17 protein-coding genes are annotated in these 21,559 nt (G+C 40.3%); 7 read left to right on the top strand and 10 right to left on the bottom strand.

The features are described 5' to 3' along the window. Positions 1 to 144: 144 nt before the first annotated feature. From glaH to JOC78_RS13890, 8 genes are all read right to left on the bottom strand, one after another. The gene (gene glaH / locus JOC78_RS13855) at positions 145 to 1,083 is read right to left on the bottom strand and encodes a glutarate dioxygenase GlaH (RefSeq protein ID WP_204556880.1); all 939 of its coding nucleotides are present in this window, start codon (positions 1,081 to 1,083) and stop codon (positions 145 to 147) included. 313 nt (positions 1,084 to 1,396) lie between these two features. Next, complete coding sequence (locus tag JOC78_RS13860; protein WP_204556881.1) at positions 1,397 to 1,732, bottom strand: DUF3870 domain-containing protein; 336 nt, start codon at positions 1,730 to 1,732, stop codon at positions 1,397 to 1,399. 28 nt (positions 1,733 to 1,760) lie between these two features. Beyond that, positions 1,761 to 2,972 carry an L-2-hydroxyglutarate oxidase gene (lhgO, locus tag JOC78_RS13865; protein WP_204556882.1) on the bottom strand — a complete coding sequence of 404 codons (1,212 nt, stop codon included), beginning with the start codon at positions 2,970 to 2,972 and terminating at the stop codon, positions 1,761 to 1,763. Between the two features lie 27 nt (positions 2,973 to 2,999). Next, the gene (locus JOC78_RS13870; RefSeq protein ID WP_204556884.1) at positions 3,000 to 3,677 is read right to left on the bottom strand and encodes a GntR family transcriptional regulator; all 678 of its coding nucleotides are present in this window, start codon (positions 3,675 to 3,677) and stop codon (positions 3,000 to 3,002) included. Between the two features lie 247 nt (positions 3,678 to 3,924). Continuing rightward, positions 3,925 to 5,352, bottom strand: coding sequence for an APC family permease (locus JOC78_RS13875; protein ID WP_204556886.1), 1,428 nt, complete (start codon positions 5,350 to 5,352; stop codon positions 3,925 to 3,927). Between the two features lie 142 nt (positions 5,353 to 5,494). Beyond that, positions 5,495 to 6,949 carry an aldehyde dehydrogenase family protein gene (locus tag JOC78_RS13880; protein ID WP_204556888.1) on the bottom strand — a complete coding sequence of 485 codons (1,455 nt, stop codon included), beginning with the start codon at positions 6,947 to 6,949 and terminating at the stop codon, positions 5,495 to 5,497. 19 nt (positions 6,950 to 6,968) lie between these two features. Beyond that, complete coding sequence (gene gabT, locus JOC78_RS13885) at positions 6,969 to 8,306, bottom strand: 4-aminobutyrate--2-oxoglutarate transaminase (RefSeq protein ID WP_239587179.1); 1,338 nt, start codon at positions 8,304 to 8,306, stop codon at positions 6,969 to 6,971. A gap of 290 nt (positions 8,307 to 8,596) precedes the next feature. Then, a complete protein-coding gene (locus tag JOC78_RS13890; protein WP_204556892.1) occupies positions 8,597 to 9,070 on the bottom strand; it encodes an N-acetyltransferase in 474 nt (157 codons plus the stop codon). Positions 9,071 to 9,250: 180 nt separating this feature from the next. Here JOC78_RS13890 and argJ point away from each other — a divergent pair, with 180 nt between their 5' ends. The 3 genes from argJ to JOC78_RS13905 all read left to right on the top strand — a co-directional run bounded on the left by argJ (position 9,251) and on the right by JOC78_RS13905 (position 13,086). Further along, positions 9,251 to 10,408 carry a bifunctional glutamate N-acetyltransferase/amino-acid acetyltransferase ArgJ gene (argJ, locus tag JOC78_RS13895; RefSeq protein ID WP_204556894.1) on the top strand — a complete coding sequence of 386 codons (1,158 nt, stop codon included), beginning with the start codon at positions 9,251 to 9,253 and terminating at the stop codon, positions 10,406 to 10,408. A 534-nt stretch (positions 10,409 to 10,942) separates the two neighbouring features. Then, on the top strand, positions 10,943 to 12,172 hold the full coding sequence (locus JOC78_RS13900; RefSeq protein ID WP_204556896.1) for an NAD(P)/FAD-dependent oxidoreductase: 1,230 nt from the start codon (positions 10,943 to 10,945) through the stop codon (positions 12,170 to 12,172). A gap of 566 nt (positions 12,173 to 12,738) precedes the next feature. Beyond that, positions 12,739 to 13,086 carry a hypothetical protein gene (locus JOC78_RS13905; protein ID WP_204556898.1) on the top strand — a complete coding sequence of 116 codons (348 nt, stop codon included), beginning with the start codon at positions 12,739 to 12,741 and terminating at the stop codon, positions 13,084 to 13,086. 185 nt (positions 13,087 to 13,271) lie between these two features. Here the strand turns inward: JOC78_RS13905 and JOC78_RS13910 are convergent, their stop codons facing one another. After that, a complete protein-coding gene (locus JOC78_RS13910; protein ID WP_204556900.1) occupies positions 13,272 to 13,502 on the bottom strand; it encodes an excisionase family DNA-binding protein in 231 nt (76 codons plus the stop codon). Positions 13,503 to 13,681: 179 nt separating this feature from the next. Here JOC78_RS13910 and JOC78_RS13915 point away from each other — a divergent pair, with 179 nt between their 5' ends. Continuing rightward, on the top strand, positions 13,682 to 16,654 hold the full coding sequence (locus JOC78_RS13915; protein ID WP_204556908.1) for an EAL domain-containing protein: 2,973 nt from the start codon (positions 13,682 to 13,684) through the stop codon (positions 16,652 to 16,654). A gap of 40 nt (positions 16,655 to 16,694) precedes the next feature. Here the strand turns inward: JOC78_RS13915 and JOC78_RS13920 are convergent, their stop codons facing one another. Then, the gene (locus JOC78_RS13920) at positions 16,695 to 17,390 is read right to left on the bottom strand and encodes a pseudouridine synthase (RefSeq protein WP_204556910.1); all 696 of its coding nucleotides are present in this window, start codon (positions 17,388 to 17,390) and stop codon (positions 16,695 to 16,697) included. A 182-nt stretch (positions 17,391 to 17,572) separates the two neighbouring features. Between JOC78_RS13920 and JOC78_RS17500 the strand changes: the two genes are divergently transcribed. From JOC78_RS17500 to JOC78_RS13935, 3 genes are all read left to right on the top strand, one after another. Then, positions 17,573 to 20,461, top strand: coding sequence for a bifunctional diguanylate cyclase/phosphodiesterase (locus JOC78_RS17500; RefSeq protein ID WP_239587180.1), 2,889 nt, complete (start codon positions 17,573 to 17,575; stop codon positions 20,459 to 20,461). A gap of 280 nt (positions 20,462 to 20,741) precedes the next feature. After that, on the top strand, positions 20,742 to 21,092 hold the full coding sequence (locus tag JOC78_RS13930; protein ID WP_204556912.1) for an ASCH domain-containing protein: 351 nt from the start codon (positions 20,742 to 20,744) through the stop codon (positions 21,090 to 21,092). A 12-nt stretch (positions 21,093 to 21,104) separates the two neighbouring features. Further along, positions 21,105 to 21,545 (top strand): hypothetical protein, encoded by a 441-nt coding sequence (locus tag JOC78_RS13935; RefSeq protein ID WP_204556914.1) that lies wholly within the window; start codon positions 21,105 to 21,107, stop codon positions 21,543 to 21,545. The last annotated feature ends 14 nt before the right edge of the window (positions 21,546 to 21,559 follow it).

A 21,559-nucleotide genomic window follows, 5' to 3' on the forward strand; every position in this document is an offset into this window, starting at 1 on the left:
CTTTATCCTACCATGAAGTGAGGATTTTTTTATACCTCGCTTGAAGCTCTTTAGAACCCCCGGCATAGCCAGGGGTTTTCAAAACCATAAAAAAACCGCTGCCAAGGAGAATTCCTCGGCAGCGGTTTGAGTAAGCACTCAATCTTATTTCGCAAATCGGCCGCGCAAGCGCATTAATTCACGATTTAAGTTAGGATCTTTTTGGAAGGCTGCTCGGCCATGCAGCCAGAACAGGTTATTGACCATGACTAAGTCACCTACAGGCAATTTCAATTCAATGACACTCTTATCGTTTTCCATTGAATCAGACAGACCTTTTAAATACTCAGCTTCTTCAATTGTTTCTGTGTATACGAATTGATCAATGAAACAAATGCAAGGCTTATTATTATCTTTAAAAAATGTTGTTCTTTGAACTTCTTGATCTACGTTTTTACTTCCTGGCGCTTTATAAGTAAACTCGTGAGATGCAAGTGGATGATTCGAATATTTACCCATCTCTTCCCAATCATCTAAATGCAATAAACGAGACTCTCCGCCAACAGCATTTTCTTCCTTCATCTTCATCATTAACAGCCAGTCAGTTGGCTCGTCAACAAATGTTCCGTCCGTGTGAAGCGTGAATAAACGGTAGGCTTGGCGTAAATAAGAATCACTATTGTCCGTATCTTGAACAGTAAATCTAGCATAATATTTCTTAGACATCGCATCAAAGTTCGGTAAGCCAATCAGGTGTGTGATCGCTGTTGCAAACATCACATATTCCTCTGTATCTTCCGTTAATCCTTTCATACCTACTGTGTAGCCGCCTGTTTCACGATCGTGAAGAATTCCTCTGATGATTTCACCGAATTCTTCTCCTACTAATTGCTGTAAATAATTAGCGATAATATGGCGCATATAAGGAGTATATTCCAAACGCTGAACGGAAACATCTTCTTCCTTCAGCTTAGTTAAGAATTCTTCAATCACATGTGCACTGATTTCAATATGGTACATACGGTTGCTTTGCGGGTGAGGCATCACCTCGTAAGCTTGTGTTTTTTGTACGAATTTCATTACCTTTTGATCAACTGCGTTCATGATAAAACCTCCTGAGTGTGTAGTTTAGGCTGTTAATGAAATCGAACAATAAAAATAGCCAGCTACACTATGAACGGACGGACCCCATAGTATAACTGGCTATTATTTACTTCACTGCTCTACGGCAATAGAGTCATAGTAAATATTTCAGTCATTGAAATTTTATTTTCGATTGTATAACAGCTTAGTTTATATGATATTATCCACGTTTATGAAAAGGCACTTTTCAAAAGGTGAATATATATGTTAAATAACTACTGTCATTCTATCATCATCTTTTATACTAGTCAATGTTTTTGAAATATTTAGTTTATTATTCTTCTTTTTTTCTTTCATTTTTAATTTGATGGAAGTGAAGATCCAAGTCTTTCAACGCAGCTATTAACGCGTTCGTTGCTTTCCCGCGATAATATTTCTGGATATATTCAATCGGCTGATCAATCCCGTCATTTAAACTAATTCCTTTCAGTAACTGACCAATGAAGGCTCTGCCATGGTCGGTCGCAAGCGTACAGGATGCTTCTAATATCACTCCATATTTAATATCAACTTCAGCAGTAATCGTTAAAGTATCAAACACGCTTTTAGCTGCCATGCCTTGAGGAAGCCTTGCATGACCGGCGATAAACATCGTATTTAAATTAATCATCTATTTTCCCCCGCTTTCTCCTGATCAATTATACCGTCGCCATAAGCAAATGATTCTGTACCGGAATTTGGCTGACCACTTCTTTGCCGATTTCAATCGAGGCCGTCGCAGCCGGTGATGGAGCGTTACAAACATGCACACTTCGTTTTCCTAATATAATATGGAAGTCATCGACAAGTCCGCCATCATCTTTTAAAGCTTGAGCCCGAACTCCTGCAGGGCCAGGTACAAGATCACTCTCTTGAATTTCAGGAATCAATTCTTGCAGACTTTCAACAAATTTAGCTTTGCTGAAAGAACGCGCCATTTCATCCATTCCTTCTTTCATATACTTCGATGCCAGCTTCCAAAAACCTTTATATCTCATGACTTCAGAAAAATCAGCTAAGTTAAAGTCTGTTTTCTTATACCCTTCTCGTTTAAAGCTCAGAACCGCATTTGGTCCTGCATCAACTTCTCCTCCGATCATGCGCGTGAAGTGAACGCCAAGGAAAGGGAAGTTAGGGTTTGGAACTGGATAAATCAAATGCTTTACCAAATGTCTTTTTTCAGGCTTCAGTTTAAAGTATTCTCCGCGGAAAGGAACAATTTTCATATCGGTCTTATACCCAGCCGCTTTTGCGACACGATCGCTATGCAGCCCGGCACAGTTAATGACCATACGCGCTTTAAATGTTTCCTTCGCTGTTTCAATCGTTACTTCATCGTCCGTTTCATAGATCTTCTCTACTTTTGTACCTAGCTTGATGACGCCGCCTTTCGAACGAATGATGTCACCAAATTTCTCACTGACTTGGCGGTAATTCACAATACCAGCCATCGGTACTCGAATCGCAGCTAACCCTCTTACATGCGGTTCAATTTCTTTCAGTTCGCCGCTTGTAATATGCTGAATAGCCAGCTCATTTTCGAGCCCTCTTTTATAAAGCTGATCAAGCAGCGGCAGCTCTTCCGATTTCGTTGCCACGATCACCTTCCCGCAAATATCATGTTCTATATCATGCATTTGGCAAAATTCCGTCATCGACTGACTTCCTTTTTTTGCGAATCGAGCTTTAAAGCTTCCTGGTTTGTAGTAAATACCTGAATGAATAACTCCGCTGTTATGGCCTGTTTGATGTTCAGCCAATCGCTCTTCCTTTTCTATTAGCAGCACTTTTGCATTTGGATATTTTTCATACAATGCCATTCCTGTTGATAAACCAACAATTCCCCCGCCTACTATTGCAAAATCAAACATCTTAACCCCTCCAATAAATGTTTAGTGTTACTCATTCTCTTTCTCCCCTTGCAACTGGTTCATATAATCAATTAAATTGTTCTTTGTCCGTAAAATGTGATATTCAACAGCCGTCCTGAGTTCTGCTGCATCGCCACGCATGACCGCTTCATAAATGAGCCGATGTTCCCTTTGAGTTTGCTGATAGTAATCGGCCAATAAGCTGGGTGCGATCGGCGACACCCCTAAATTTTCAACCATATTATGGACTCTAGTCCACGGACAGCCTTTTCTCAATTTTTTATGGAAACGGTTATTTAATTGAATGTATTCATCATTTGTTTCATCTGATAAATGCAAAGTTTCCATCTTAATCAGAATGTCCTTCAGTTCTTCTTTGTCATCGCGCGTTAAGAAAGGCAAAGACTTTTCAACAGCCAGCCCTTCAAGCAATGAACGGGTATGATAAATCTCTTCGATATCTTCACTTGTTATAGGAGTAACGACGGCTCCTTTATGCGGTTCGATCCTGACAAGTCCTTCGATTTGCAGCTGCCTAAGTGCTTCTCTTATGGGCATTCTGCTCACGTTTAACCGTGTTGCCCACTCTTCTTGGATCAATCGGTCTTCTTTTTTTAATGTTCCATCAAGAATCGCTTGCCTTAAACTTTTCGTTACATAATTTAACGTCGTTACTTTATCTGCTGCAGAGGAATACTGACTCAATCTCGTTACCTCTTTTCATCCGAAATATTTAATATTGGATACAATATTAAACTTATCATAGTCGTTCATTAAAATCAATAATAATCTGCAAATTCAGAAATAACTCTAAACACAGGGTTTTAACTAACTTTTGCAAGCATTAACACTAAAGCTATTACATTAAAATTGTATCCAATCTTTGTTAAATTGGATACAAAAAAGAGGTTCTGTCTCATTTGATATAAGACAGAACCTCTTTCATTTTTATTTAGCCGTTGATAATTTTCTTTTCCGGTTCTTCCATTACCGGTGTATATTTCATTTGTCCATTGCTGTAATTTTTTCTCATCATGAACATTAATCCAAAACCTAGTACCCACCAGCCTGCAAAAATGAACCATTCGTACGGCCATACTAATGCAGCTGGCATGCCTGGGAAGTACATAGCGATGAAACCAATGCTTAATACAAGCGCTACCCAGCCGATCCAGCTAGATTCACCAGCACGGAACGGACGAACCATGTTAGGTTCTTTCTTACGCAGCTGCACAAATGCTACTGCAACAAGGAAATATGCCATAACAATCGCTAATCCACCTGCATCAACTAACCAAACCAACATCGGACGTCCTAGTAATGGACTGACTGTCGCCAGCAACCCAATGAATAATACAGAGTTTGTAGGTGTGTGGTGTTTCGGATGAAGCTTACCAAACCACGCTGGGATCATTTTCTTCTCAGCCATTGCGTATAACACACGGCTTCCGCCGATAATAAAAGCATTCCAGCTGGTAATAATTCCGGCAACCCCGCCTAGAATTAGAACATTGGCAAACGTTTTAGAACCAAATGCAGCTGCCATTGCATCAGCTGTCGGCAACACAGAAGCGTTTAGCGTGTCTTTGTCTAACGCTACCCCAACGGCGAAGACGATCGCAACATACCATGCAATAGCAAACCCAACAGAAAGAATAAGAAGCTTTCCAATAGACTTGGCTGGTACATTCATCTCTTCAGCTGTTTGCGGAATAACGTCAAAGCCTACGAACATAAACGGAGTCATAATTAATACAGTAATAACACCCGCTGTTCCGCCAACAAATAACGGATCTGCATTAGCAAAGTCACTATTAATAGAAGCTCCAAAAATAAGCATCAAACCTATTAAAGCGATTACAATTGTCAGAATCATTTGTAACTTAGCAGCTGATTTAACCCCTAATAAGTTAATGATTGTAACAAAGATTGAACCGACTACTCCGACAAGTACCCAAGAAAGATACACATCGTATTCCATAACGGTGTACATATAGCCTACTTTATAGTTAGGAAATATATATTCAATAACCGTTGGCAATGCAACAGCTTCAAATGCCACTACTGAAATATAACCTAGTGCTAGAGCCCATGAAGCGACAAAAGCTGTTTTCCCGCCGACGCCCCTCAATACATAAGAGAGAGCCCCTCCAGCTTCCGGCATCGCAGAAGCTAACTCTGCGTATGTGAGACCAACAAACATAACCATAACTCCGCCAATAATGAAGGCAATGATCGCACCTAACGTTCCTGCCTCTTGCACCCAAGTACCAGATAACACTACCCAGCCCCAGCCAATCATTGCACCAAAAGCTAGAAATAGGATATCCACCCTTGAAAGCACCTTGTTAAAATTCTTATCCTGTTTAATAATAATCATCCCCCTTCTTCAAATAAATCTAAATTATCTGAAATATTTATAGTGAAAGGGCTGTCTTTCTTAAAAGCAGCCACTTTCACTTATCCCCTCTTGTTTGACCCGTACTATCGTTAACCCCCATAGTCCCCCAACTATAAAACGATTAAAGAAATGATGTAATAGCAACGGTTTTATAAGCTGTAAAGAATTCCACCGCTGCCTGGCCTTGTTCACGCGTTCCGGAACTTGATTCCTTCATTCCCCCAAATGGAGCCTGCGGTTCTGCTCCGCCTGTCTCTCCATTGATCTGAACCATGCCTGCTTCACTGTTTTTAATGAAGTGGAAGGCTTTATCTAGATTGGAAGTAAACAAGGAAGCACTCAAACCATACATCGTGTCATTCGCTTGATCTAAAGCCTCTTGATAATCAGCTACCTTAATGACTGCAAGCACAGGACCAAAGATCTCCTCTTTCGCAATTGTCATTTCATTGGTTACATTCTCAAAAATGGTAGGCTCGATGAAATATCCACCAGAATATTCTTCTCCTTTTAACGCCTTGCCGCCATAAAGAATATTGGCTCCTTCTTCTGTCCCTTTAGCAATATAAGAAGTGACGGTATCGAACTGCTTACTTGAAGCCACAGGTCCCATCGTCACGTCTTCCTGCATGCCATCACCGGTTTTAATCTCTTTTACTTTCTCAACCAGCTTTTCTTTAAACTGTTCGTAAATGGATTCTACGACATACACACGGCTAGTTGCTGTACAGCGCTGACCCGTTTGTTTCATCGTTCCTTCAACAGTTAATTTCGCAGCTAAATCCAGATCAGCATCTTCAAGGACAACGACTGGATTTTTGCCGCCCAGTTCCAATTGAAACTTTTTATTTGTCGCTACCGCTTTTGAAGCAATCAGCCGGCCGACTTGATTCGACCCAGTAAACGTAATCGCTGATACGTCTTTATGCTCAACAAGAGCATTCCCTACTGTGCTGCCGCTACCGTTAACTAGATTTAGCACACCTTTAGGCAATCCAGCTTTCTCGAAGACTTCCGCAATCTTCGCAGCCGTCAATCCTGTTTCCTGAGCCGGCTTCCATACAACTGTGTTCCCATAAATCAGAGCCGGTGCCATCTTCCAAATCGGAATGGCCACTGGGAAGTTCCAAGGAGTAATACATGACACAACGCCAAGTGGCACTCTCATAGAATAAAGCGTATTCTGCGGGTTCATTGAAGGAAGCAGTTCACCCATTTTCCTCATGCCTTCCTGAGCATAATAACGCAGGATCATCGCACCCCGAAGAACCTCTCCTTTCGTTTCAACTAGCCGTTTCCCCATTTCTTTCGTTGCCATTTCAGCAATGTCTTGAACATCTTGCTCTAATAGGTCTGCAGCTTTCCGCAAGATTTCTCCGCGCGCAACCGGAGACATTTCTTTCCAATTCACAAAAGCTTGCTTTGCCTCTATAATCGCTTGATCTACATCTTCTGAAGTTGAATTTTCTGTTGTGCCAACACACACCGATGGATTAGCAGGATTAAAGTGTTCGTGTTTCGTACCGGATGTTGCTGCCACCCATTCCCCGCCAACATAGTTAAGATAATGACTCACAAATGTACCCCCTTCTGCCTTAGCCTTGCTTCTTCGCGATTTCTTGTGCAATGACTTGTTCTAAAATAGAGAATCCTTTTTCTAACTGCTCTTCCGTAATCGTAACTGGCGGCAAGAATCTAAGTACATTTCCGTAAATGCCAGCACTTAGAGAAATTAAGCCTTGTTTCCAGGATTCTTGAACGATTGCTGCAGTCAATTCTTTATCAGGCGTTTTTGTTTCACGGTCTTTCACTAATTCAAACGCACACATTGGACCTAAGCCGCGAACTTCTCCCACTTCTTTAAATTTCTGCTGAAATTCATTGAATTTCGCTTGAATTTTTTCCCCAAGCCACGCGCTTCTTTCTACTAACTTCTCTTCTTCAATGACATCAAGCACGGCAAGACTCGCTGCGCAAGATACTGGACTTCCTGCAAACGTTCCGCCAAGCTGGCCAATATCAGGCGCATTCATGACTTCCGCTCTTCCTGTTACAGCACTTAGAGGCATACCGGCTGCTAAAGATTTAGACATTGTCATTAAATCCGGCTCAACACCGAAGTGTTCAATCGCAAACATCTTGCCCGTACGGCAGAAGCCTGTCTGAATTTCATCAGCAATAAACAAGATATTGTTTTCTTCACAGATCTTTTTAAGCCCTTGTACAAATCGTGCGGAAGGAACGACGAAACCGCCTTCACCTTGTACCGGCTCAATGATAACTGCACCAATATCTTCCGGTGATGCTTCAGATAAGAAGAAATCTTTGAATTTCTCAAGAATTTGATCATCCACCTGGTCGTTCGTCAGGCTGTCTTCAGAACGGTAATAGTATGGATAAGGCATACGGTACGTGTCAGTTGCAAATGGACCAAAGCCTTTCTTATAAGGAACTACCTTGCTAGTTAAGCTTAATGTTAATAAAGTACGTCCATGGTATCCGCGGTCAAAGGAAACAACACCAGGTTTCCCTGTATATTTACGAGCAATTTTGATAGCGTTTTCCACTGCTTCAGAACCGCTGTTTACAAACATCGTTTTCTTCTCAAAGTTTCCTGGTGTAAGCGCATTTAATTTTTCCGCTAGCTCAATATAGCTTTCGTAAGGTGCTACATGAAAACATGTATGGATAAACTTTGATACTTGATTTTGAATCGCTTCTACTACTTTAGGATGGTTGTGACCGATATTTTGAATGCCAATTCCACCAGCAAAATCAATGTATTCTTTTCCATTTACATCTTTAATTAGCGCACCTTCTGCTGACTCAACGTAAATTTGAGTGACATTGTAAGGCCCTCTAGGAACGGCTTTTTCTCTTCGTTTCTGTAATTCCGTTGCTTTATCAACTGTTGTTGCATCCCCATTTATCATTTTCATTTCCCCCTGATCCGTTATTTTCTGGCTAAAAAAACATAGTAAAAAGCCAGCTACATTGACGAGTAACCATAAAAGGATACATTTATCCCGCGTCAATATAACTGGCTCAAAATCTAAGGATTGCTCGCTTTTCGGGCAGAGTCAATTAGATTTGACAGTTACTAATTTTAGCTATAAAGCTCTCTTTTCAACAGTTTATAACGACTGTCTCATGATTATGATAATTAATATAGCAACGGATTTATTTATTTGTCAACAATTTTCTGAAAACACTTTAGATTTAATTAAAAGGTAATGGCCATAGCTATTTCGTCACAGTTAGGAAACTTAGGACAATGGAGACAATCCTTCCAAACTTTTTGCGGCATATCTACTTTTTCTATCACTCGGAAGCCGCATTTTTCAAAAAATGGAACTTGATACGTTAATGAAATCAGCTTTTCTACTTCCATTCTTTTGGTTTCCTCTACTATTTGCTGAACAAGCATTTTTCCCACTCCACAGCCTTTCGCATCCTCTCTTACAACAAGTGAACGAATTTCTGCTAATTGCTTGGCCAATATATGCAAACTGGCTGCCCCAACTACTTGACCATCCACGACTGCTACGGAGATCGCCTGAAGATTTTCAAATAAAGATTCACGTGTACGAGGAAGCAGCAGCCCTTGCTCTGCATACATTTTAATCAACTCATATATTTCTTCGACATCACGGACTCTTGCTTTTTGAATCGTGATCTTTTGATCTTTAATCACCATGTTGATCTCACCTTTTCAGTCAGTTTTATAGATAGTATTTTAAATGAAATACCGATCGAGATCAATCATTTATTAAATAATTAATCAATAATTTGAATAAATATTCATACTACCCTTGACCGTTTCCATGAATCATTGTATAAATAAAACAATTACCAGCTTGATACGGGAGGGTTTCAAATGAATCACACAGAGTTATTTCCGAAAGGCTTCTATTCGTGCTCAAAGAATGTTGGCATTAAAGATGACACGCTAGATTTTACCGTGATCACCTCATCTGTACGTTCAGCGGCAGCCGCTATGTTTACAAAAAATCAATTCTGCGGCGCACCTATTACTGTAGGGAGAAAAAATATAGCGGACGGGCACTTGCAGGCCTTTGTCATCAACAGTAAGAATGCCAATGTGGCTACAGGGGAAAAAGGAATTGCAGATGTATATAAAATTACGGAAGCCGCAGCAGCCGAACTATCTATTTCAGCTGAGGATATCTTACCCTCATCTACAGGCATCATTGGCGTGCCATTGCCCATTGATAAAATCTTAAAAGGAATTCCAGGCATTAATAATGAGCTGCAGGAAGGCGGCCTTGACCAGTCAGCTAAAGCGATTATGACGACTGACACATATCCAAAAATCAGATCTTACAAAGTCGGAGATGTGACTTTAACTGGAATTGCCAAAGGTTCCGGGATGATTGAACCGAATATGGCTACCATGCTTTGCTACTTTGTCACGGATGCCAAAATAGACTCAGACACGTTGAATGAGCTTTTAAAAACAGCCGTAAACCAGTCATTCAATATGATTAGTGTCGATGGTGATACGAGCACAAGTGATACGGTAGCTATTATGGCTAATGGATTAGCTGGAGAACCAAACCTAGAAGAATTCAGCCATGCTCTGCAAGCCATGAGTATTGAACTCGCAAAAGAGATTGCCAGAGATGGTGAAGGAGCAACCAAACTTGTGGAAGTCAATGTAGAAGGAGCAGATGATTTTACGACGGCAAAAAGCATTGCTAAAGCCATTGTTAATTCTCCGCTTGTGAAGACAGCTATATTCGGCCAGGACCCGAACTGGGGGAGAATCATTTCAACGATCGGCAATTGCGAAACGCCTATTGATACGGAAGCCGCGACCATCTCGTTTGGCAATATATGCGTCTATGCCAACAGTGCCCCAATCCTTACTAACCAAGATGCTTTACAAAATTATCTAATAGAAAAAGAAATCCAAATCAATATTTCTCTCGGCTCAGGCAGTGAACAAGTGACTGTCTGGGGCTGCGACCTTTCCTATGACTACGTTAAAATTAATGGGGAATACACAACCTAATTACAAGAACAGCCGGTTCCTCTCAGCCATAAAAGGAACCGGCTTTCCCCTGTCTTCGTCTTCGTGTTCTTCGTTTACTTCTTCTGCTGTTTAATTACTTTACCGGAATTCTTGCATCCCCCGCAATTTTTACAACCAGACGCCAATTTGCACATTTGTTTTTCCTCCCATTAAAGTTTTATTCCTTTAATTAAGAAAAACTGGTTAAAAAAAGCCAGCAATATCCCTTGTATGACGGGAATATTACTGGCTTTATCTGCGAATATACTTCGATTCCTCGAAAGTTAAACAGAATTAGCAGTCTTCATTAAAGTTTCTGCAACCGATCACGTATTTTACCGGACTCAAAAAGAGGAGACTCTTTTTGAAAGTAAATTTTTTGTGAACCGTTACTAATAATATAAAAAAATTAAAAATTTCTGTCAACTTATTTTTTGATTTTTTCTGCGTTTTCTTCTTCCCTTTACGCATGAATCATCATTGCTTAAATGGCTATACTATTCGAATAAAAATAGTTTAAAGGAGTCCGACTGCATGAATTTACAAACAGGTGAATATTACTGGCCTACTACGTTCTCTTCTCCCCCATCTTATCCTTCATTAAATTCAGATGAGGACTGCGATGTACTAATCATTGGCGGCGGAGGTTCGGGGGCCCAATGTGCTTATTACCTTGCTGATAAAGGGCTGAACGTCATTGTCGTAGAAAAAGAAAAAGTCGGCTGTGGAACCACGAGCACCAATACCGCTCTCATTCAATATATGGGCGAAAAGCTATTTATTAATTTGGTGCACACATTTGGAGAAGAATATATCAGCAGGCACTTGCAGTTATGTAAACAGGCCATTGATGAGATCGAGCAAGCGTCCCAATCCGGTGGAATTGATGCAGATTTTAAGCGACGGGACACCTTATATTTTGCCAGTTGTCCTGAGGATGTTCAAAAGCTTGAAGAAGAGTATTTATTTTTGAAAGCTCATCAATTCCCGCTCGATTTTCTAAGTGAAGAAGAAATCGGAAAGAAGTACCCTTTTAAAAAGCCTGCTGCCATTTACTCGTATAATGACGCAGAATTAAATCCATTTAAATTTGCTCACACCTTATTTGCTTGCGCAGCGGAAAAAGGTGTGAAGATTTTTGAACAGACAGAAGTAAACGGAAAAAAATTCGAGAATGGCGGAGCCACTATTCGAACGAAGACTGGCCACACGATTAAAGCGAAGAAAGTCATTATCGCCGCTGGTTATGAAGGAATGGAATTTAAAAAAGAGAAAAAAGCCTCTTTTGTCAGTACGTATTCAGTAGTCACCAATCCTGTTTCCGATTTGTCTGCATGGCATAATCAGACACTTATCTGGGAAACTGCCCGCCCTTATTTGTTTGCAAGAACGACAGCCGATCAGCGAATTATTATTGGTGGACTTGATGAAGATACGTTTTATGCTGAAGAGCGTGACAGCAAGCTGATGCACAAGAAAGAACAGCTGATTCATGACTTTCAAAAGCTGTTTCCGTCCATTCAGGTACAAGCAGAGTATTACTCCGCTGCTTTTTATGGAGGAACGGTCGATGGACTTCCCATCATTGGGGAATATGATGAATATCCAAATACACATTTCTTATTTGGCTTCGGTGATAACGGAACCGTGTATAGCATGATTCTCGCAAAAATCATTGCCGAGCTGGTTGTAAACGGCAGCAGTCCTGATGCAGAACTTTATTATCAGCACCGTCCTCTTTTAGCCAAACATTCGCTTACATAAAGGCGAATTATTATTTCTATATAAAGCTTTCTTTACTAAGACCCGACAGATGCAATGGATCAACGTCCCGATTAAATAATCGGGATATTTATTTATTTTGCAAAATACAGGATCGCTATCTCAACATTTTGTACTGTTCGATAAAGTCATCAGGAGCGAATTTCACGTTGTAGGAAAAAACTCCTTGGATGGTATGCAGATAGAGAAAACCGCCGTTTTGAGATAATGGCTTATACGACATATCTAGAACATCCTTCAAAAAAAACTGATGCGACCCCGTTATTATTTTATCTCGATATAGCATTAATTCTTCTATTATTTCTATATAATGCTGTTGTTCGTCTTTTACTTCTCTATGAACCCTTACATATGATTGTGAAGAAATGATCACGCTTACTCTCCTTCCGCTCCATTACTTTACTGCATTATAACAGGATGTACTCCTAGAACAAAAGCAAGGCTCCTTTTCACCGTTCATTAGAAATTTTCTTCGTATCGAAAGATTTTAGCTGCCGAAACGGGTAAAGGATAAGTAAACACGTTCTAACAGAATGGGAGGAATCCGCATGTATTTAGATGACTTTATTAATCAGCAAATTCAAATTAAGTTAAGAAATTTCCCGGAAGAACTAACTGGTGATGTGACCGGGATTCACCGACCTGATGACTGGTATATGGTCAAGCTGGTCGCTACAGAAGGTATGGGCATCTGGGTGGAAAATCCTTGTCTGAAACGGACAGAAATTGTTAATCAAGATGGTGACCCCATCCCTTCTGAAGAGCAAAAAGAAGAAACATGTGCCGTTCATCTACTAATCAGATGGGAGTATATTAGCTCTGTTCTCACATTTCCTACGAAAGATACGGTTGGAGTGGACGAAAAAGCCACATTTATTGGTTTCCAGCCGTCCTAATGAGGAAAAAGAAGCGAGATTGGGATTCTCGCTTCTTTTTTGTTCGAATGAGGCTGCTGATTGTTGGATATCAGCGGCTTTTTGGATTCTATCGGCGGCTTTGAAGATCCTATCAGCGGCTTTTCACTTTCTATCGGCGATTTCCCAAATTCCGCCCCCTGATCTAAGCTGCACACAGAAATCTCTCAATCTTCATCCTTCGCATCCCAATCTTCGGGAATCGGCTCATTCATATATTCTTCCTTCAACGCATTATATTTCTCCAATTGCTTGAAGTGCTCATTAAATTGCTCTTTGTTAATTAAGTATTGTTCCCCATCAAACATGGCTCGGATCTTTTTTTGCTGTATAAGTTTTTCGATATGGGACGCTGGCATCGATAAATATTCTGCTGTTTCTTTTATAGAAAGGTACATACGCTTCACCTCATTTTATTATATAATTAACACTATCGACCTATTATTAACCTTATCTTTCCTAAGAATTATACCAACTAACATATAAGCATACCAATATATCAAGACCCTTCTTACGATTTTTAGAATCATTCTACATTTAATAGGTATTTAGATGTACTGAAAGGTAGGTTCCTCACATGTCATTTGAATCAGATAAACAGAAGCATGAATCTTTTAAGAATAACCTCCCAATAAATGAATTGTTAGATCATGATTACCAAAAATTAGTGCGGCGTTTTAGTGACGCGATCTATGTAACCGCAATTGATGAGAATAAAAATATCGGCAACTTTGTGGAGGTTAACGAAGCTGCTTGTCAAATGCTTGAATATAGCCGCGAAGAGCTCTTAACACTCACTCCTTTAGATATTATTGATCCAAGTTGCGCCTCTCAAATGCCTGATGAAGCAGAAGATATTTTTAATCATCATTCCGTGACAGTAGAATCCATTCATGTCACGAAATCGGGGATCAAAATTCCTGTAGAAGTCAGCAGCAGAATTCTCTCCCTAGATCCAAGCAGGACTGTCGTGTTATCAATCGCCAGGGATATCCGGCGCAGAAAAGAAATTGAAGCCAACCTAAAAAAGAGCAGGAAGCAATTCGATTCTCTATTTCAATTTAACCCTGACATTATCTTTTCCCTTGATGCAAAAGGTGCTTTTATCGACCTCAATCCAGCTGGAGAAAAGAAATTACTGTTCTACAAGAAGGATATCATCGGGGTATCTTATGAAACACTAATTGATCCGAAAGATTTAGATAAGGCCAAACATCATTTTAATTTAGTGCTGCAAAGACATACACAAGTATTAGAACTTGCTGTGTTAATTAAAAACAATCGCTTAATGGAGTTAAACATTACAGCTGTTCCAATTATATTAGACAATGAAATTATCGGAATTATTGGGATTGCGAGAGACATTACGATTCAAAAAGATACACAAAGGCGGTTGCTAGAAAGCAAAGAACGTTTCCGATCTCTTTTTAACCATAATCCCGATTGTGTCTTTTCATTAGATCTAAACGGAAATTTCGTCCGGGCTAATCCCATGTGCGAGAAACTGCTAGAACGATTAGAAGAAGAATTGGTTTACAGCCATTATTCTAAATTTGCGCCTCCAGATGAGCTGGAGAAAATAGAGAAATACTTTCAGCTTGCCGCTCAAGGAGAGTCGAAAAGTTATACATCTTATGTAGAAAAGAATAGCAAAAAAATTTACCTTGAAGTGACCAACATACCGATCTATACCAATAATCAAATTGTAGGTGTGTACTGCATATTAAAGGATATTTCTGAAAAGATAAAAGCGAAAGAGCTGCTTGACGGTCAAAACAAGATTCTCGAAATGATTGCGAGAGGCACACCTTTACAAACGACACTCGATCAAATTGTTTCTTTGATTGAAAATCTATCGAGCGGCGGCCTTTGTTCGATTCTTTTAACAGATAAAGAAAAAACGAAACTGATGTATGGTTCCGCTCCCAGCTTGCCTAGAGAATATAATGAACTTATCGATGGAATATCCATTGGCCCCTCGGTTGGTTCATGCGGAACAGCCGCTTTCTTTAAAGAGACAGTGATTGTAAGTGACATTGAAACCGATCCGCTATGGGCAGATTACAAAGAAGCAGCGGCACTCTATAGCTTAAAGTCATGCTGGTCTTTCCCTATTCTCGATCATGATCAAAACGTCGAAGGCACATTCGGCATGTACTATAGGGAACGGCGCTCACCTGACGCACATGACTTTCATATCATTGCACATGCTACGTACTTAACCAATTTAGCCATTCAAAATAATAAAAAAGAAGAACTGATTCATCATCAGGCTTACCATGATCACTTGACCGACCTGCCAAACCGCCGCCTTTTTCAAAAATATATAGACTCTGCGTTAGAACAAGCTAAAAAGCAGAAAAAAGAAGTTGCTTTGCTCTTCTTAGATTTGGACCGGTTTAAGTTAATCAATGATTCATTAGGACACAATACAGGGGATTTGCTATTGCAAAAAGTATCGAAGCGTCTGGTCGGCTGTATAGAAGAACAAGGGACGCTTTTTCGCCAGGGAGGGGACGAATTTATCATCCTTCTAGAAAATACAACCGAAGAACTAACGAGTGTAATAGCTCAGCAAATTATTGATCTCTTATCTGCCCCTTACGATTTAGACGGACATGAAGTGGTCGTCACGCCAAGTATTGGAATCAGCCTTTTCCCTTCACAGGCGCGTGATGCCAACACCCTGATTAAACGGGCAGACAATGCGATGTACCATGCCAAACGCCAAGGCAAAAATAATTTTCAGTTTTACCGAACTGAAATAGATAATCTCTCTGATGAAAAATTCGAAACGGAAATGCTTTTACGCAAGGCATTAGAACGGGAAGAATTCGTGTTGCATTTTCAGCCGCAAATAGAAACGAAAAAGCAGGTTTTATGCGGAGCAGAAGCACTAATACGCTGGAAAAGCTCGGAATTAGGCATGATTTCCCCGGCCAAGTTTATTCCGTTGGCAGAAGAAAGCGGATTGATTGTTCCAATTGGAGAATGGGTGATTCGAACGGCTTGCCGCCAAAACAAAGCTTGGCAAGATAATGGAATTCCTCCTTTTGTGATATCCGTTAACCTATCGATCAGACAGTTCTACCAAACCGATCTTGTGGAGAAAATTAGCGCGATTTTAACAGAAACCGGTTTAGACCCTAAATATCTGGAATTAGAAATCACGGAATCGATGACGATGCACGTTGAAACAGCCTTAGTTGTGCTCGCGGATTTAAAGAAGCTAGGAGTAAAAATTGCGATTGACGATTTCGGAACGGGCTATAGTTCATTAAACTATTTAAAGAAGTTCCCGATCGACCGCTTAAAAATAGATCAGTCATTTGTCAAAGACATTTCAACAGATGCCAATGACAGAGATATTGTCACCACCATTATTGCGATGGGGCATACTTTAAAGAAGAGAGTCATTGCAGAAGGCGTTGAAACCGAAGAGCAATTGGATTTCTTGAAAGAACATAATTGTGATGAGATCCAAGGATATTTACACAGTCCTCCCGTAGACGCAGAGCGTTTTCTGGAAGTTATCCAGCCTTTCATTTAATATCTTTTAAACCGCCAAGTGAATATTCTCTCTAGGCGGTTTAGTTTTGGTACAAGCTCCGCTTAAGCTCCTCCAGTTCTTGAACAGTCAGCTCCCGATAGCTCCCCCTTTGAAGCCCGCTTAAATAGATATTCATAATTCGGATCCGCTCTAGTTTAGTTACTGTATATCCAAACGCTCGGCACATCCTTCTTATTTGCCGATTGAGCCCTTGAGTCAATGTAATCCGAAATACACAATCACTAATAGGCTCGACCACACAAGGCTTGGTAACTGCTTTAGGCAGCTGCACACCTTCTGACATCCTGCGAATAAATTCATTAGTAAAAGGTTTATCTACTGTAACTGTATATTCTTTTTCATGGCCATTTTCCGAATGACTGATCCGATTAGCCAGATCTCCGTCATTCGTCAGAAGAATCAGTCCTTCTGTCTCTTTGTCTAAGCGCCCAACAGGAAAAATCCGCTCTGAATAATTAACATATTCAATGATATTGCCCTCTACATGCTTAGCAGCCGTAGTGGTAATTCCTGCAGGCTTATTAAAAGCTAGATAAACGAGCTCTCTTAGGTTCTCAAGGCTTTTCCCATCCACTAACACCTCATCATCTGATTGAATAAGTTGTCCCGATTCCCACACCTCTCCATTGACAGTAACTCGCCCGGCCTCAATCAGCCTTTTCGCCTCACGCCGGGAGAAACGCCCTGTCAGACTTATGTATTTATAAATATTCATAAACACTGCTCCATTCTTACTTACATCATTTGCGAAAAAGATCTTAATAATAAATTAACATTTAAAGGAGATAAAAACGCTTATAATCAATTTGTCACAGGTTTTTTGTCTTATTTTAGTGTTTTTTGTAAAAAAGAACGATGAATCCGATATGGATCACCTTGATAGCCAGGAGGCCACTTATGAACAAGCAAGTCCCATCAGTCCGTCAAGCTTTAGGATTTATACTCCTTACAGCGTTATCAACAATGGGAAACTATTTTTCTATCGAGCTGTTTTTGGGGGTTCATTTTTTATTCAGTTCTATTTTTATTTTTCTTATTATTAGCTACTATGGAACATTCCCAGCCGTTGTTGCAGCAGCTATTTCAGGAGCTTACACCATATTCTTATGGGACAATCCATATGGTTTGATCACCTTAATCTTAGAAGCATGGTTTGTTGGTTCTTATTATCATAGAGTAAAGAGAGATGTAATAGTAGCGGATGTCATTTTTTTATTTTTTATCGCCATGCCCTCCTCTCTCCTTTTCAGCCTGCTATTTATTGGGTTAGACGAGGCAAATTCTATTCTGATCATGTTAAAACAATCGGTGAATATGCTGGTGAATGTTTTATTAGCCAACCTTATACTTGTATTGTTTGATTCATTTTCAAAAAATCCGGGTAACCGGCAAGCTTCTTTGCAGCAAATTCTATTTAATTTATTTTCTTTGTTTTTTCTCATTCCTTTAGTTACTTTTTTAATTTATATAGGACGCGAGGAAGTTGAGTCGGTGAAATCAGATATTGAAACAAAAATGTCTGATACCTCTCACTCCCTAACCATTCAGCTCAATAACTTTTACCACCGCCATGTCACATCTTTAGGCGGTACCGCTAACCAGCTAAAATATGCAGATGAGTATTCAGGGTCTGCTGTTCAAAAAGAGTTTGCTACAATCCAGCATACCCTCCCTGCTTTTAAAGTGCTGTATGCAATGGATGAAGAAGGTCGCGTGATAGCCAAACATGCACGCTATGCACTGAAATACTTTAGAATTGAATCTGATCGGCAATACCCTCCCACGAAAAAAGATCGAAAACCATATCTATCTGATCTTGTTACGCGGAGTGTACCCGTTATAGAGCCTGTCGTCATGTTAACTGTACCTATTGAGAAAGATCAGCGAAATATAGGATATGTCACAGGCGTTTTGAAACCTGTCTCGTTTTTATCATTAGTCCAAGAAGCGGCAAAAGAAGAGATGAAAGTGACGATCACAGACCGGCAGGATAAAGTCATTATTTCAAATGACAGGAATCAAAATATTACCCGTCCGATTAAAGACTCTGACAGCATTAAGCTTCACCAGCTATCATCTGAAAAAGAAGTCTATTCTTCCTTTGAGCAGTGGATAAATACATCTTATAGCCTGACTTCACAAATCAGCAAAGAGATGCCTTGGAATATCCATGTTCAAATGCCGGTCAACGTCTATAAACAAGCGTTATATGAAAAGTATATTAAATTATTGGGCTTAGCCTTAGGTGCAGCTTTATTAGCATTACTCGTTTCTTATTTACTTAGCCGCTGGGTTCAGCACTCTTTAATAACAGTGATTCAGCTTACGAATAATCTGCCAGATAAAATTAAAAAGAATGAAAGAATCCGCTGGCCAAAGCTTACGATCTCTGAAATAAGCAATATTATTCATAACTTTATGCAAATGGAAAACAGGTTACATAGAATGTTCTCTGAAGTGCAAGCTGCCCATAATAATTTAGAATACCTTGCTCATTATGATCCGCTGACTCATACCTTTACTCGTTCTTACTTTATTAAGACCTTCCAAAAACTGGCCAAGTCAGCTGATCCCAACACTAGAATGGCGTTATTTTTTATCGATCTAGACCGTTTCAAAACCATCAATGATTCTTTAGGACATCAAGCAGGAGACTCTTTGCTCATCGAAGTATCTTCACGCTTAAAAGCGGTTTGCAAGGAGAACTTTATTATATCTAGAATTGGCGGGGATGAATTTATTGTGCTGATTCCTCAAATAGAAGAAACTCTTCTTGTAGAGCAAACGGCTCAAACCATGGTCCAAAAGCTAGCTGAACCTTATAATGTACGAGGCAACGACTACCACCTGACGGCAAGCATCGGCATCAGTCAGTACCCGATTGACGGAACCGATAGCCAAACGCTGCTGAAAAATGCGGATATGGCGATGTACTCAGCTAAAAACAACGGCAAAAACAATTACCAGTTTTATAATGAGACGATTAAACAGCAAGTGCTTTCTAAGGTGGAAATAGAAAATGAATTGAGACATGCTATTGTACGAAATCAGCTGCAGCTCTATTACCAGCCTCAAATTGATTTAGTGACAGAGGAAATTTGCGGAGTGGAAGCTCTTATACGCTGGAATCATCCAAAGCTGGGGTTTGTCTCCCCTGACAAATTTATATCTATAGCAGAAGAAACAGGGCTGATTATTGAAATCGGAGAATGGGTACTGCAAACGGCTTGCTTAGATGCCGTCTCCTGGCAGAAAGCTGGCTTTAGACCGGTTAGTATGTCCGTCAATATTTCTATGAGGCAATTCTTGCATGAAAACCTGCTGGACACGATTAAAGAAAATTTAAGAATAAGCGGGCTGCAGCCAAGCTGTTTAAAGCTTGAGATCACAGAAACTGTCGCTATGTGTCAGCCCAGCTTAGTGATGGAGCGCCTGCAGCAGCTGAAACAACTAGGCATTGAACTTGCACTAGATGATTTCGGTACTGGGTATTCTTCCCTCAATTATCTAAAGAAATTGCCTGTTGATATTCTTAAAATCGATCGTGCTTTTATTAATGAGATCGACCAAGACGAGAAGGATGTGACCCTTGTTAAAGCACTGATAGAAGTGGCGCATAGCTTTGGCATGACCGTTGTTGCTGAAGGAGTCGAAATGGCCAGCCAGCAAGCAAAGCTGCAAAGTATACATTGCGACCAGCTGCAAGGGTACATCTTTAGCAAGCCCCTGCCTAAAAGTCAGATAGAGGAGCTCTTTCAGCGTAATATGGTTCCACAGTTAATCTAGAAAACATACAGCAGCCGCGACTTGAGGAATCGCGGCTGCTGCATGTTGACCATCGTCATGATCTGATAGATTTTTGGGCTACCGCCGATAGAACCTTCAAAGCCGCTGATAGATTCTCCAATACCGCCGATAGAAATTCAAAAGCCGCCGTTAGAACCAACATGCCATGATTCCCCCTAAAATTCACCTCTGACCTCACTGTTTATATAATAATTTTTTCCTCTTACCACATAAATATGGTACATTAACACTGACACTATAGTAAAAAAGGAGTTTTATTATGTCTAACCAAGAAAATCACCAAGCTTTACCGCCAAAAACATGCACAATCGAACGTCTTGTCACAATGCCAGAAGATGTGGAAAAAGTACTTCAAGGGAAGAAAACGGCAACTCGCCGCAATGGCCGTTATGCGGATGTAGGAGAAGTAATGATACTTGAGGATAAAAAGTTTATCGTAGATCGTGTGTATTCTCAATCTCTAGGCGAACTAACGGACGAGCATGCTCAAACGGAAGGTTTCGAAACAGTAGAAGAGTATAAGCAATCTATTTTAGCCTATCACCCAGGTATGCCTTGGCTTCCACAAATGCGGGTTTGGGTCCATGAATTTAGCCCAATCAGCGAGTAATTACTAGACCGCATGGATCTATTTTATCGCATACTAATCTATATTCACGTTTTAAGCGTGGTCGCATCAATCGGTCCTTTCTTTATATTGCTGCCAATGGTCAAAAAACTGCGGGTCGCACAAGCGGCTGAATTGAACGCATACCTTGACCCTTTTTGGCTCGTCGTCCGATTATCTAAGCATGCCGGACATATTCTAGTAACAACTGGCGTACTGCTCGTCATCCTTGGACCTTGGAGTTTCAAAACCCCATGGATCGTCATGACGCTTCTGATCATGTTTGCTTCATTATTCTTTTTAGCGCGCGCCTTTTCTCCTAAGCTTAGAAAACTGCAGGAATCTGGCGTAAATAAAGAAGAAGTAGCAGCTAAACTTAAGCGTTCGATTTGGACATATCTGATCCTGCTTATGGCCATGCTTTGGTTTATGGTCGTTAAGCCGCCTTTATGGTAATAGAAATAGAAATA

The sequence above is a fragment of the Bacillus ectoiniformans genome, assembly GCF_016908875.1.
In the GTDB taxonomy this organism is placed as follows: domain Bacteria; phylum Bacillota; class Bacilli; order Bacillales; family Domibacillaceae; genus Bacillus_BX; species Bacillus_BX ectoiniformans.

Coding starts and splice junctions, on each gene's coding strand:
- lhgO (WP_204556882.1), bottom strand. CDS start 2,972: ATGTTTGATTTTGCAATAGTAGGCGGGGGAATTGTTGGTTTATCAACA.
- JOC78_RS13930 (WP_204556912.1), top strand. CDS start 20,742: ATGTCTAACCAAGAAAATCACCAAGCTTTACCGCCAAAAACATGCACA.
- JOC78_RS13905 (WP_204556898.1), top strand. CDS start 12,739: ATGTATTTAGATGACTTTATTAATCAGCAAATTCAAATTAAGTTAAGA.
- JOC78_RS13915 (WP_204556908.1), top strand. CDS start 13,682: ATGTCATTTGAATCAGATAAACAGAAGCATGAATCTTTTAAGAATAAC.
- JOC78_RS13935 (WP_204556914.1), top strand. CDS start 21,105: ATGGATCTATTTTATCGCATACTAATCTATATTCACGTTTTAAGCGTG.
- glaH (WP_204556880.1), bottom strand. CDS start 1,083: ATGAACGCAGTTGATCAAAAGGTAATGAAATTCGTACAAAAAACACAA.
- gabT (WP_239587179.1), bottom strand. CDS start 8,306: ATGATAAATGGGGATGCAACAACAGTTGATAAAGCAACGGAATTACAG.
- JOC78_RS13900 (WP_204556896.1), top strand. CDS start 10,943: ATGAATTTACAAACAGGTGAATATTACTGGCCTACTACGTTCTCTTCT.
- JOC78_RS13910 (WP_204556900.1), bottom strand. CDS start 13,502: ATGTACCTTTCTATAAAAGAAACAGCAGAATATTTATCGATGCCAGCG.
- JOC78_RS13890 (WP_204556892.1), bottom strand. CDS start 9,070: ATGGTGATTAAAGATCAAAAGATCACGATTCAAAAAGCAAGAGTCCGT.
- argJ (WP_204556894.1), top strand. CDS start 9,251: ATGAATCACACAGAGTTATTTCCGAAAGGCTTCTATTCGTGCTCAAAG.
- JOC78_RS13920 (WP_204556910.1), bottom strand. CDS start 17,390: ATGAATATTTATAAATACATAAGTCTGACAGGGCGTTTCTCCCGGCGT.
- JOC78_RS17500 (WP_239587180.1), top strand. CDS start 17,573: ATGAACAAGCAAGTCCCATCAGTCCGTCAAGCTTTAGGATTTATACTC.
- JOC78_RS13875 (WP_204556886.1), bottom strand. CDS start 5,352: ATGATTATTATTAAACAGGATAAGAATTTTAACAAGGTGCTTTCAAGG.
- JOC78_RS13860 (WP_204556881.1), bottom strand. CDS start 1,732: ATGATTAATTTAAATACGATGTTTATCGCCGGTCATGCAAGGCTTCCT.